General features: G+C 36.1%; 7 protein-coding genes and 1 rRNA gene. 2 read left to right on the forward strand and 6 right to left on the reverse strand.

Annotated features, from left to right (window positions below):
- Nucleotides 1-30 precede the first annotated feature (30 nt).
- Nucleotides 31-1,586, reverse strand: a 16S ribosomal RNA gene (locus tag CKV65_RS08995).
- Nucleotides 1,587-2,099: 513 nt separating this feature from the next.
- Here CKV65_RS08995 and CKV65_RS09000 point away from each other — a divergent pair.
- The gene (locus CKV65_RS09000; RefSeq protein ID WP_027890685.1) at nucleotides 2,100-3,203 is read left to right on the forward strand and encodes a M48 family metallopeptidase; all 1,104 of its coding nucleotides are present in this window, start codon (nucleotides 2,100-2,102) and stop codon (nucleotides 3,201-3,203) included.
- A gap of 353 nt (nucleotides 3,204-3,556) precedes the next feature.
- Here the strand turns inward: CKV65_RS09000 and CKV65_RS09005 are convergent.
- A protein-coding gene (locus CKV65_RS09005) for an IS3 family transposase (RefSeq protein WP_423250137.1) occupies nucleotides 3,557-4,911 on the reverse strand; the annotation gives its coding sequence in 2 pieces (ribosomal slippage) (nucleotides 3,557-4,414 and nucleotides 4,417-4,911; 1,353 coding nt in all).
- A gap of 86 nt (nucleotides 4,912-4,997) precedes the next feature.
- Nucleotides 4,998-6,995, reverse strand: a complete 1,998-nt coding sequence (gene gyrB / locus CKV65_RS09015; RefSeq protein ID WP_027890669.1) for a DNA topoisomerase (ATP-hydrolyzing) subunit B — start codon at nucleotides 6,993-6,995, stop codon at nucleotides 4,998-5,000.
- A 266-nt stretch (nucleotides 6,996-7,261) separates the two neighbouring features.
- On the opposite strand from gyrB, the gene CKV65_RS09020 reads away from it, so the two are divergent.
- Entirely contained in the window at nucleotides 7,262-8,611 is a 1,350-nt protein-coding gene (locus CKV65_RS09020) for an alanine/glycine:cation symporter family protein (protein ID WP_027890668.1), read from the forward strand.
- 149 nt (nucleotides 8,612-8,760) lie between these two features.
- Here CKV65_RS09020 and tnpA read toward each other — a convergent pair whose 3' ends face one another.
- The 3 genes from tnpA to CKV65_RS09035 all read right to left on the reverse strand — a co-directional run bounded on the left by tnpA (nucleotide 8,761) and on the right by CKV65_RS09035 (nucleotide 14,249).
- Nucleotides 8,761-9,225, reverse strand: coding sequence for an IS200/IS605 family transposase (tnpA, locus tag CKV65_RS09025; protein ID WP_095197670.1), 465 nt, complete (start codon nucleotides 9,223-9,225; stop codon nucleotides 8,761-8,763).
- A 174-nt stretch (nucleotides 9,226-9,399) separates the two neighbouring features.
- Nucleotides 9,400-12,366, reverse strand: a complete 2,967-nt coding sequence (locus CKV65_RS09030) for a type III restriction-modification system endonuclease (protein ID WP_027889004.1) — start codon at nucleotides 12,364-12,366, stop codon at nucleotides 9,400-9,402.
- 11 nt (nucleotides 12,367-12,377) lie between these two features.
- Entirely contained in the window at nucleotides 12,378-14,249 is a 1,872-nt protein-coding gene (locus CKV65_RS09035) for a site-specific DNA-methyltransferase (RefSeq protein WP_027889005.1), read from the reverse strand.
- Between the last annotated feature and the right edge of the window lie 142 nt (nucleotides 14,250-14,391).

Consider the following 14,391-nt stretch of genomic DNA (forward strand, 5'->3'; position numbering starts at 1 on the left):
CCTTACCTTCCGGTAACGCATGCTCCTTAGAAAGGAGGTGATCCAGCCGCACCTTCCGATACGGCTACCTTGTTACGACTTCACCCCAATCATCGCCCCCACCTTCGACGGTCGGTTCCTTTCGGCCCTTAGCCGGCTTCGGGTGTGAATGACTTTCGTGGTGTGACGGGCGGTGTGTACAAGGCCCGGGAACGTATTCACCGCAGTATGCTGACCTGCGATTACTAGCGATTCCGACTTCATGCAGGCGAGTTTCAGCCTGCAATCCGAACTGAGAGATGCTTTTAGGGTTCCGCTCTGCCTCGCGACTTCGCTTCCCTCTGTTCATCCCATTGTAGTACGTGTGTAGCCCAAGACGTAAGGGGCATGATGACTTGACGTCATCCCCGCCTTCCTCCGCGTTGTCCGCGGCAGTCTACTATGAGTTCCCACCTTTACGTGCTGGCAACATAGTATAGGGGTTGCGCTCGTTGCGGGACTTAACCCAACATCTCACGACACGAGCTGACGACAGCCATGCACCACCTGTCTTCCTGTTTACCGAAGTAAAAATACTTATCTCTAAGTACGTCAGTCGATGTCAAGTCTTGGTAAGGTTCTTCGCGTTGCGTCGAATTAAACCACATACTCCACCGCTTGTGCGGGCCCCCGTCAATTCCTTTGAGTTTCAACCTTGCGGCCGTACTCCCCAGGCGGGATACTTATTGCGTTAACTCCGGCACGGAAGGGGTCGATACCTCCCACACCTAGTATCCATCGTTTACGGCTAGGACTACCGGGGTATCTAATCCCGTTCGCTACCCTAGCTTTCGAGCCTCAGCGTCAGTTACAGTCCAGAAAGCCGCCTTCGCCACTGGTGTTCTTCCTAATATCTACGCATTTCACCGCTACACTAGGAATTCCGCTTCCCTCTCCTGCACTCAAGAAAGTCAGTTCGGACCCCCTCACGGGGTTGAGCCCCGCACTTTTAAAGTCCGCTTAACTTCCCGCCTGCGCTCCCTTTACGCCCAATAATTCCGGACAACGCTTGCCGCCTACGTATTACCGCGGCTGCTGGCACGTAGTTAGCCGTGGCTTCCTCGTTAAGTACCGTCAAATAGCACCCTTATTCAAAATGCTACCCTTCGCCCCTAACAACAGAACTTTACGATCCTAAGACCTTCTTCGTTCACGCGGCGTTGCTCCGTCAGGCTTTCGCCCATTGCGGAAGATTCCCCACTGCTGCCTCCCGTAGGAGTCTGGGCCGTGTCTCAGTCCCAATGTGGCCGTTCATCCTCTCAGACCGGCTACTGATCGTCGCCTTGGTGGGCCTTTACCCTCACCAACTAGCTAATCAGACGCAAGCTCATCTTCAAGCGGAAGCATTTTCAGAGGCCTCCTTTAGAGAAATATCCATGCGGTCATCTCTCATTCATTCGGTATTAGCACCCCTTTCGAAGTGTTGTCCCCATCTTGAAGGTAGATTGCTTACGCGTTACTCACCCGTTCGCCACTTGGTGTTTACCGAAATAAACACCCCGTTCGACTTGCATGTGTTAAGCACGCCGCCAGCGTTCGTCCTGAGCCAGGATCAAACTCTCCAAAAAATTATTTTTCGAAGAACCGATTGGCTCTTAATTATCTGTTTAAAAGAAATTTAAAGGTAAATTCATTTTCATGAATTACCGCACATTCGTCTGTTAGAAAACATTGTGCATTGTTTAGTTTTCAAAGAACATCTTGTCTCTTGTTTTCCACTCTCTCGAGCTGACTTTAAATATTTTATCTTACTTAGAAGAGTTTGTCAAGCACTTTTTTTAATTTATTTTTCAGTACTTTATTTTCTCTTTTAAGTTTTGCCCTCTCATCGAGTGCTTAGCTATTATATCTTATTCAGAATATCTTGTCAAGCTTTTTTTATTTTTTTCTTAACATTTTTTCTGAAGTTTTGTCCGCCTCATCAGCGACGAAAAATATTATATCTAAAACAGAATATCTTGTCAACACTTTTTTTCAAATTTTTTATGAAAAATTTAATCATATTTTAATTCTGTTCTATAACCATATAGATTATAATAATAATATACATAGTTATTATTGCAATGAAGGGAGTGTTTTTCATGTTTAATAAAAAGAAATGGTTGTCAATGAGCATTGCTCTCAGTTTAGGTTTGACTATATCTTATAGTGCTGTTCCACCTCAACCAGTTCAAGCGTTCAATTGGGGCAGAGCCATAGGAGCAACAGCTGTTACTGTAGCTCAACAGCAACAATTAGAAAAACAAATCAACTATCTTGATACAGATGGTAGATATGAACATTTCAATCAAATGAAGGCAGAATTAGGCGAAAACCACAATTATGAATACAATGCTATTTTAGATGATATCATGAACCGCTTAACTTATGTAATATCACTTGATGACCCATCCATAAAAGATAAACCATATAATTACTTTATTAATAATGATGAAACATACAATGCCTTCTGCACTGTTGGTCATAATCTGACAGTTAATACTGGTATGTTTAAATTATTAAATAACAATCAAGATGAATTAGCTATCGTTGTAGCTCATGAATTAGCACACGGTCAAGAAGAACATGTCCAAAGTTCAGCTAAAAAAAGTTTTTCTATAAATTTATTAGCTAATCTATACGCTTCCCAAAATCCTGATATAATTTCTATCATTGGTGCAAATGTTTTAGCAAATAATATGAAAGCAAACGGAATTTCAAAGAAACAAGAACAATCAGCTGATGACATTGCTTTTGATTATACGGTTAAAGCAGGATATAATATCGGTGCTGGCGCTGCTACATGGCAAAGATTTATTGATAAAATGGGTGAGTCTAAAAAGAATTTTGTCGGTGAACTATTCTCACCATCTGACCATCCAAGCCATCAATCACGCCGTGAAAATTATTCTGAAAAACTCACTGAATACAGTAATGATAAAGTAAAAGTAGATGCTAAAACTGGCATGATTACTGTAAATCGCCATGATTTTATAATTCCTGTTGAAGCAAATGATATGAGCTGTCAAGAAAGAGCTTATTTAATTGCAGGTAATTTAGCTGCTGTTTATCACAATCATCCTAAAAATCCACCAAAAGCTTATCTAAACGGAAATACAATATATATGGGTAATCAAGCAATAATGGTCGTTGAATACGGTGAAAATGGTAATGATATTGTAAATAATTTAAATTCTATAAGATAAGGAATGAGTAAAGCTAATAAATTAAAAAATTCTATAGAAGTATTAATCTTTAGCATTAACTTTATATCTATATCTTATTTATTATTGAGCGCTCTACACTCTTTTAAATCCCATCCTCTTTTTATATTATTATTTGCTTGTAATTGTTGGCTAATAAGCCAATTTAAAAATTTTCTATCTAAATTAATACCTAATAAAAAATTAAATATTTTTATTTGTATCTTAAATATCATTCTAATATTAACTATTATTTTTCATTTCGGATATATTTCTATGTCCATTCCTTCTCTTAACATATAAAAAAAGACTTACTACTAATAAGTGATATGCACCCAAAATATTGGACATATTAATTAAGCTATTAATTGAGACTTAGTTCTGTATTCTACGGGACTAAGTCCTTTTAGTTTTATCTTTATCCGTTTTGTATTATAATATTTTATATAAGATTTTAACTCTTTTATAAAATCTTCAACGGATTTAAATTTTTTTAAATAAAACAATTCGCTTTTTAGCAAACCAAAGAAATTTTCTATTACGGCATTATCTAAGCAATTTCCTTTTCGGCTCATGCTTTGGATAATGCCTTTTTCTTTTAATAACTCCTGATATCTTCTATTCTGATACTGCCATCCTTGGTCTGAATGTAGAATTATTCCTTTTGTTTCTTTTATCTTTCTTGTTGCATCTTTTACCATATCTAATACTTGCTTTAGTATTGGTCTTTTCGATATTTTATAACTTATTATTTCTCCGTTATATAAATCTATTATTGGTGATAAATATATTTTTTCATTACATAATGCAAATTCTGTTACATCTGTTGCCCATTTTTCGTTTGGTTTTTCTGCTTTGAAATTTCTATTTAATATATTTTTAGCTATTTTCCCTTCTTGCCCTCTATACGATTTATATTTCTTTGCTCTTACTTTGCATGTTAAATTTTCTTCTTTCATTAATCTCATAACTACTTTATGATTGACTTTTATTCCTTGTTTATGCAGCTGCAAAGTTACTCTTCTATATCCATATCTTCCATGATTTTTATTACAAATATTATGAATTAATGTTTTTAATCCTTTATATTTGTCTTCTTTTGATAATTTTTTTAATGCATCATAATATGTGCTTTTAGCTAATTTTGTATAGTTTAATAGGGCTTTTAGAGTATATTTTTTCCTTAATTTAGCAATTACTAAAACTAGTGTCTTCCTTCCTTTTCCCATTGCTTCATTAAGGCATGCCACTTTTTTAATAAGTCATTTTCCATCCTTAATTGATAAACTTCTTGTTCCAATTGTTCAACATAAGAAAGTTCTTTTTTAGGTTTGTTAAGTTTGTTTTTAGATTTTTTCATAGATGGTCTACCTCGTTTCTTAGAAATTAAGCCAGAAAATCCATAAGAACTATACAACTTTTCCCATGTAGAAATTGTACCAGTATTAGGAATGGAAAATTTGGCTGCTGTTTGATTTAATGATAAATGATGTAGCCATTTATATTCAATAACTTTTTGCTTAAAGATAGGAGTATATTTACGATTTTTATGAAGAAGTTGTGAGATGCCACCATTTTCATAATGAAATATCCATCTACGAAGAGAAGCTGTGTTTGGCATGTTTAGAATTTTAGCTACATGAGAAATAGAATCTCCTTTTAAAACCATTTTAATTGCTTTAACTTTAAATTCATTTGAGTATTTAGTCATAAAAAAACTGCACCTCCAAAAGTTGTTTTTTTGTCCAACTTTTGGGGTGCAGTTCATAAGTAGTAAGTCTTTTTGCTTTAATACAATTAAATATCAAGGTTACGAACAAGACTTGCATGTTCTTCAATAAAACGACGACGCGGCTCAACTTTATCGCCCATCAATACAGTAAAGATAGCATCTGCTTCTTCTGCTTCACGCAAATCAACCTGCAATACAGTACGTTTTTCTGGGTCCATAGTTGTTTCCCATAATTGTTCTGGGTTCATTTCACCCAAACCTTTATAGCGTTGTACAGTTATGCCATCGCGACCAATTTCATCTAATTTCTGTGCTAATTCTTCATCACTATAAGTATACCAATGACTCTTGCCTTTTCTAATCTGATAAAGAGGTGGTTGAGCAATATATACATGACCATTTTCAATGAGTGGTTTCATATAACGATAGAAGAATGTCAAAAGCAAAGTACGGATATGCGCACCATCGACATCGGCATCAGTCATGATAATGATTTTGCCATAACGGCGTTTTGTGATATCAAATTCTTCACCGATACCACTGCCAAAAGCTGTAATCATAGTGCGAATTTCTTCATTATTAAGCACTTTATCAAGACGTGCTTTTTCTACGTTCAAAATTTTTCCGCGAAGTGGCAATATTGCTTGGAAACGTCTATCACGGCCTTGTTTTGCACTACCGCCAGCACTATCACCTTCGACTAAATAAATTTCTGCTTGTTCTGGGTCTTTTACAGAGCAATCTGCTAATTTACCAGGAAGTGAACTTACTTCTAATGCATTTTTTCTTCTAGTCAATTCACGTGCTTTACGTGCAGCTTCTCTAGCACGAGATGCCATGATAGATTTTTCAATAATTCTTTTAGAAATAACAGGATTTTCTTCAAAGTATTCTGATAAACCTTCTGTAACAATAGAATCAACAATACCACGTACTTCAGAATTTCCCAATTTAGTCTTTGTCTGACCTTCAAATTGAGGTTCGCGAAGTTTTATGCTGATTACACAAGTTAAACCTTCACGAATATCTTCACCTTGTAAATTATCATCATTGTTTTTAATAATACCTTGACGGCGTGCAAAATCATTAGCTGCACGAGTTAAAGCGCTCTTAAAACCAGCTAAATGCGTTCCGCCTTCTTCTGTATTAATGTTATTTACAAAACTATAGATATTTTCACTATAACTTGTATTGTACTGAAGTGCTATTTCTACAACAGTAGTATCCTTTGTACCGTTAAAATAAACAGGTTCAGGATTAATTACTTCTTTATTTCTATTTAAATGTTCTACGAAAGAACTGATACCGCCTTCAAAGTAAAAAACTTCTTTGCGCAATTCTTCTCCACGTTCATCAGATAAAGTGATTGTAATTCCACGATTTAAGAAAGATAATTCACGCAAACGATGTCTTAATGTATCATAATCATAAACTGTTTCATCAAAGATTTCTGAATCAGGTAAGAAATGTACATATGTTCCTGTTTCTGTTGTTTCTCCAATAACGTGTAATGGTTCTTTTGTAACGCCTTTTTCAAAAGAAATAGCGTAAATTTTACCATCGCGTTTAACTCTTACATCCATATAAGAGCTGAGTGCATTTACAACAGACACACCTACACCGTGCAAACCACCAGAAACTTTATAACCAGAACCACCGAATTTACCACCGGCATGAAGTACAGTAAGAACTACTTCTACTGCAGGTTTTCCACTTTCATGCATATCTACTGGTATACCACGGCCATTATCTGTTACAGTAATGCTATTATCTTTATGAATAGTAACTTCTACATGTGTACAATATCCTGCTAATGCTTCATCGATACTATTATCTACAACTTCATATACTAAATGATGAAGACCACGTGATGACGTACTGCCGATATACATACCAGGGCGTTTGCGCACTGCTTCTAATCCTTCTAAAATCTGAATTTGATTAGCACCATAATCACCTTCTACAGCAGTTACTTGTGCACTTTCTTCATCCAAATGAATTTTTATTGTTTCATCTATATTTTTATCTATTTCACCTTGTGTTTTTTCGTTAAAATCAGCCATTTTCGTCCTCCTTTATACTATTATATTTTATCATTTCTATTTATAGTTATCAAATATCTTGTCGTATTATTCCTGCATTTATAGACATAAGTGAATTTATTTTACTATATCGAATAAAATTAATATTTATACTTCACAGCGGTTATTACATTACAAAAATCATATTATTTTTTGTTTTTTTATAGGTGACAATTGTATTTTTATGTGATATTATATATCACTATATTGCACTTGTATTTTTATTTTAGTTTAGGAGGACTTATTTAATGGACTTTTATACTCTAATTCAAACAATTGACACGTTCATCTGGGGACCACCTTTGATTATCCTGCTGGTTGGCACGGGGATTTTCCTCACCTGCCGTCTGCATTTAATTCAGGTATTCAAGCTGCCGCTGGCTATGAAGCTGATTTTAACGGCCAAAAACAAAGGCTCGGGTGATATCAGCAGCTTTAAGGCACTGTGCCTTGCCATGTCGGCCACTATCGGTACGGGTAATATCGTCGGCGTCGCTACGGCTATCGCTGTCGGCGGTCCCGGTGCCATTTTCTGGATGTGGGTATCGGCATTTTTCGGTATGGCGACAAAATACGCCGAAGGATTACTCGCCATCAAATTCCGTTCCAAAGACGAAATCGGACAAGTTGCCGGCGGACCTATGTATTATATCGAGCTCGGTCTCGGTAAAAAATTCCGTCCGCTTGCTATTTTATTTGCCGTATTCACTATTCTCGTAGCCTTCTTCGGTATCGGTACATTTGCTCAGGTAAATGCTATCGTTGACAGTATGCAAATTTCCTTCGGTGTGCCTATTTACATAACCGATATTGTTCTTACACTTTTAGTAGGTATCATTATCTTCGGCGGGCTGAAAAGCATCGCCCGCGCCGCTACGGCAATCGTTCCGTTCATGGCTGTGCTGTATTTCGTTACCTGCTTCAGTATTCTAATTCTCCATATCACGGAAATCCCGGCTGCCATCATGCTGATTATCGACAGCGCTTTCAACGGTCATGCAGCCCTCGGCGGTTTTGCAGGCTCCACTATGATGATGGCTATGCAGAACGGTATCGCCCGCGGCGTATTCTGCAACGAATCCGGTCTCGGCTCTGCACCGATTGCCGCTGCTGCCGCTAAAACGAACTGGCCGGCGGAACAAGGTCTTATCTCCATGACCGGTACTTTTATCGACACATTATTCATCTGCACTATGACGGGTACAACACTTATCCTGACCGGTGAATGGGCGGGAACTCATGCCGGCGCCGCTATGACGAATGCCGCTTTCAGCTACGACTACGGTACAGTCGGCGGTATTATCCTGACAGTTTCACTCATTTTATTCGCCTTCACGACAATTCTCGGCTGGAACTATTACGGCGAACGTGCCTGCCAGTATCTGTTCGGCATTAAAGGCATCGTACCGTACCGCATCATCTTCACTATCCTCGTTGCTTCCGGTGCATATCTTGAACTTCAGTCCATCTGGGTTCTCGCCGATATCGTAAACGGCCTCATGGCCATCCCGAACCTTATCGCTCTTCTCGGTCTGTCTGGCGTAATCGTAGCCGAAACGAAAAAGTATTTCGACCATCTTAAAAACAATCAACTGTAATAAAATCAAAACCACCAGTTAAACTGGTGGTTTGCTCAACCCTATAAGGGTTTTTCTCTTGTGGTTGCATCTTAAAAGATGCGCTGAATAATCTGACAACCACATTTTTTTCACTGGCAAAGCCCCTCTTTGGGGCTTTTATTTTTGCCTTATTGTCCCTTGCTACCTGTAAACGGGTCTATATATTCTTTTAAACTTATTTGATCTATCATTATGTCTTCTTCTAATTGGTTTTTTATATATTCTTTTATCGCATTTTCATATTTTCCTACTGTATCTACATAATATCCTCTGCACCAAAAATGTCTATTTCCATACTTATATTTTAAATTTGCATGTCTATCAAATATCATCAAACTACTCTTACTTTTCAAATACCCCATAAATCCTGCTACACTCAAATGCGGTGGTATTGCCACTAACATATGGATATGATTTGGGCAACATTCTGCTTCTATTATTTCTACTTTTTTTCTTTTGCATAACTGTCTTAATATCTTTCCTATATCTACTCTTATTTTTTTATAAATAACTTGTCTACGGTATTTTGGTGCAAAAACAATATGATATTTACATCTCCACTTACTATGTGATAAACTTTTTATATCATTCATTGACACGAACCTCCTATACTTTATATGGTTGCCAGACCACTTATATTGTAGTACGGAGGTTCTTTCCTTTTCTTTAAGAATTCTTAACAACCCCCAGTTAAACTGTGGGTTTTATCATACCTATTCGGCGACAATAAAAAGCAGTAGAGAGAAAATCTTTCTACTGCTTTTTTATTACCCAAAATCAAGAACTTCATCAATTATTGCTTTTATTTTTTTACCGCTCAACTGCTTTTTAAACTTCACATCATAGCCATCCTGCTTCAACTGTTCAAAGAAAATTTTAGCACAATCGATTTTTATGTTTTCTTCATCTCTCAAATTCGATTGTTCTTTTACATCTTTCGTTTCTACAATAATATTAAGTTCCTTTTCACCGTTTGTACGTTTAATCACATACATAAAATCGGGACTGTATGTCCCGCCTGTTATCGTCGGTATAGCAATACTGCGGCGCGGTATTTTTCCATAAACGATAATATTATCAATTTCTCCTGATAAAATATTGTCCTTTTCCAAATCCGAATCATATGCTATCTTATCATAAAGATATTTTTCACACGGTTTGCCTTCAACTATCCTTGTACCAATTCTGCCTTGAACAATTTCACTTTTTACCGTTCCATCGCTGTTGGACAGTGCCGTTTCATGCAAAAAAGTATCACAACGTTTATATCTAAATCTACCTTGCAGAAAATTTTTCTTCCATTGAGAAAATTTTGTTACAAAATTATTTACTGCCTGCTCATTAATAAAATCATTAATATCAACAGATTTATGTTTTTGTGCATAGTTTATCATAGCTTTATGAAATACTTTTACCGGTACTCCCGTTAATTTATTAATCCGCTTCAAGAACTCACCATACAATAGAGGACTATCTACTGTTTCTTCTACACTGCCTTCTTCCTTTACTTTGGCTATATGGCTGACAATATCAACTTTCTGCCTGAAACTTTGCAGATAATGACGCGTAAATACGCTATTATCCAACATTTTATCTATCTCTTCCGTAAGGATATTATCAATATCCTTATCATAAATTAAAACATAATTCTGATTGAGTGTTTCCCATAAATTTTTTAATTTATCATACACCTTCGGTCTAATTTTTATTTTTACCGGTTTTTGCCTGTTTACATCTTTTATCTTATTAAGATTTAAACCAGTTGCAATTTCCGGATATTCATTAAACAGCTGTTCCCGTTTATCTGATGATATATTTCTATTCCTATCAATGTATCCCTTACAGCCAAGTTCAAAAAATATTTGGTCCGTACTATCAATGCCTCTTTTATCCGCAATAATTCGCAACATTTCATCGGTAACAGTTGCTGCACTTGGGCGTTCTCCGTTAATCTGATTTATCAATTTCTGCGCAAAATCAGCTTCTGTAAAATCAACAATGTAATTCAGATAAAAATTTTCTTCCGAAACGCGGTGTCCGTTTTCATCCACCGGCAGACGAAGCCCTCTTCCTACTTCCTGCAATTTGCTATTCTCACTGCCGCTGGAACGCAATTTCGTTATAGTAAAGATATTCGGATTGTCCCATCCTTCCTTCAGTGTCCATTTGGAAAACAAAAACCGCCGCACATTATACGTTCCGTCTAAATTTTTAAATGACAGGAGCATTTTCTTATTATGCAAGATATCATTTACTTCTTTAGCTATACTTTCATCAGTATCAGAATTATCCTCTGAAAAATAACCGGCATGACAATCGCCGATATGCTTTAAACTGTATTCCAGATACAATCTGTATTCTATTTCCTCATCATTGCAATTATCTATAGCTTTTTTCAGATATTCCCGCAACAGTTTTTCAAACATTTCCAACAGGTACGGTTTTTTATCCGATTGCTTATCAACTCTATAAGAATGTATATCATCAATGAAAAACAGTGCCAATGTTTTTATCTTGAAGCGTCGCTGGCAGAAATTTATTTTTTCCGCTTCAAAATGGCGCCTTAGTGCAAGTTTTAACATCTGCTCTTGATAGGAATTCATATATACATTTATATCCAACTCTTCACCTTTGTTTTTTTCCAGACCATTGGAGAACTCCACCGACGAAGATTTTATAGCCGTAATGGTAATTCCTTCAAAGACAGAACTAATAAGCGATAACGGTTCATTCACTTTCAACGTATACGTTTTTATCGGTTTATCCTTCATAATATGATGAAACGTCACATAATCATTGCGTTTCATATTAACGATTTTCAGTTTTTCTTCATTATGCGACAACGATTCAAAATGTTCTTTTGCTATGCCTTTTATAAGATTTTGATTAAACGCATCGCAGGCATCAAGTTCGTAAATCAGATTATGATAATCTCGTGTTTGATATTTATTTTTTCCTTTTCCTTTCGTTATCTCCGGAAAAGTTGCCCCGAAACGAATGATACATTGCGGTTTTATCTTTTCGGTTATAACGGAAAACGCCTTCTGCCCTTTGGAAAAGCGGTGCGGTTCATCAATAATGACAACCGGCCGTGTCGCTTCTAATGCACGAAGCGGCTGATAAAAACTTTCTACGCCGTAATCATAGTCATCACGCGAAAGCATTTTTCCACTCGTTAAAAGTTGCATATTCACGAGCAGTACATATATTTTCTTTTTATCCTGACACGAACCTATAACAAAATCACGTACGGATGCAGGAAAATATCTTTTTCCTTTTTTATTTTTCTGTGCTTCCAAAGTTAAAAGCTCAATATTACTGTCATAACCGCATACATCGGCAAAATGTTTCTGCGTATAACTGTCTTCAATGAACTGCTTTGTCCCCGCCTTTATGGACAGACTTGGCACAACGATAATAAATTTATTCATTTTATACTGCCTGTGCAATTCATAAATAGTATTCGTATATACATATGTTTTTCCCGTACCCGTTTCCATTTTTATATCAAGATTAAGATAATTTTCTATATCATTACTGCCTCTGTGCTCTGCAATAATTTTTTCCTGCTGTTTTTTTATATTCTTCAGCAAATTTTTTGATTGAAGATTTATAACGGGATTTTGATAATACTCCTGCAATTTATCGCTTATCTCTACATTTTCAAATACGGCACTTATCGCTTCAACTGCCTTTTGCTGATGAGAAAGTCCCTTTTCAAGTATAAGTTCCATATAATATCTCCTCAATATCTTATATCAATATTCACGGCAATATTTCTGTCTGTTACTTTCAATCTGTGCAGATTGTCTTTAATCATTTGCATTTGTGTCCATGTGAAACTGTATCCGAACACAATTAAATTTTCAGGATTGAACATTCCATCGCCGTCATATTTTTCAATCAATGCCTGTATAGCTTCATCATCAAAATTATCATAGATAAAGTACAAATGCTTCTGGCAGTGATAAGCCGTATATTCGCCGAATTTCACTATTTCAACTTCCGGGCTAAAGCCGTAACCGTCATAAACAAGCCATGTAGTAAGTACCGTTTTAGCCCCGAACATATTAAGTATATGATTATCCGAAATCAAATTTTCATCCGGTTTAAATTCTTCCAATGTGTCGAATACATTATCACTTACATCATTAAGCACATAATGCTTAAATCCCAAATCTGCCGCAGTATCAGGATTTTCCTCTCTAATCTTTTTTGCGGCACGCACAATACGCTCCCTACCTATCTCATCAATAGTTCTGTATCCAGCCTTATAAGCAGGTTTATTTTCCGCAATCTCCTCCGCCAGCTGAACCATAATAAACTTACGATTTCCGTTATCTTTTGCATTTAAATCCATAACAGCATGGGCAGTAGTTGCCGAACCGGAGAAAAAATCTAATATTATATCATTTTTACCTGTTGATAATCGAACTACCCTTGATAATAAAGGCACACCTTTAGGATCATTAAATATACCTTTTCCCATTAAGTTTGCCAATTCCTCATTATTCCCATGAGAATGACCTACTACTTCATAACTCCAAAAAGTTCCACATGTAACACCATTTCGTACTTCCGATAAATATGTTTTCTTATCAATTCCACCATTTTCGTTAAAATATAATTCACCAGAATTGTATAATTCTAATAATCGTTCTTTTGAATATCTTGGATATCGTCCAGTAGGAGCTTTCCAAACAACACCATTTGGAAATGTTATTTCATATAAATTATTTTCATTTCCACTTCTTGCATGTAATGGTGTTGGTTTCCATGCTCCCTTAGGATCATTATCTTTATTTCTATACATTTTATTTTGTTTTTCTGTTCTATCTAATAAATTTAAGTTAAAATTAGAACGATTTTTGGCAAAACAAGTTATATGTTCATGCTGATAAGATACATCTGTATCATTTGAAACTGTATATTTATTATTCCATATAAAATCAGCTACAAAATTTTCTTCACCGAAAATTTCATCACAAAGTAATCTTAAATTTGCCTGTTCATTATCGTCTATAGAAATAAAAATAACTCCGTCATCGGTCAGTAAATCGCGGGCAAGTAAAAGTCGCGGATACATAAAAGTAAGCCATGCCGAATGAGAGGCACTGCCTCTTTTCGTCAAATCGAGCACTCTTTGTGCTTCATCTTCATCTATACTCAATCTTTCCGCCAGCTCTTCTGCTTTAAAATCAAAACTGTCTTTATAGACAAAGCCGTCCGTGCCTGTATTATACGGCGGGTCGATATAAATGCACTTTATCTTTCTGATATACGATTTCAAAAGATGTTTCAACGCATCGAGATTGTCGCCTGTAATATAGATATTTTCGCTATCTTTATTTTCACTTTTTGCATTATGTTCTTCATTCGGTGTAATAACCGTTTCCGTATCCAAACTCGCCAGCATACGGGCATAACTTTTACCCAGAAAATGAAGCCCGTACCCTTCATTTCTGATATTTATTTTGCCTTTCAATAAAGATTGAAACTTTTCCATATCAAAAGTATTATCCTCATTAAAACACTGCGGTATAACTTCTTTTAATTTTTTCATCTCATATGTGCCTGCATTCACTTTTTCATTCTTATCTACAATATCACGTATCATGCTTAGCCTCCTGTTTTATCTTTTTATATTATTATATACCTATTTTAAATTCGTTCTAGAATTAGAAATATTATTTTACCATAATTTATCTTTTGCCAAAATAAAAAACCGCAAAGAATTTATCATTCCTTACGGTTTCTAT

Origin of the sequence: Megamonas hypermegale (genome assembly GCF_900187035.1) — a bacterium.
GTDB classification, from domain to species: Bacteria; Bacillota; Negativicutes; order Selenomonadales; family Selenomonadaceae; genus Megamonas; species Megamonas hypermegale.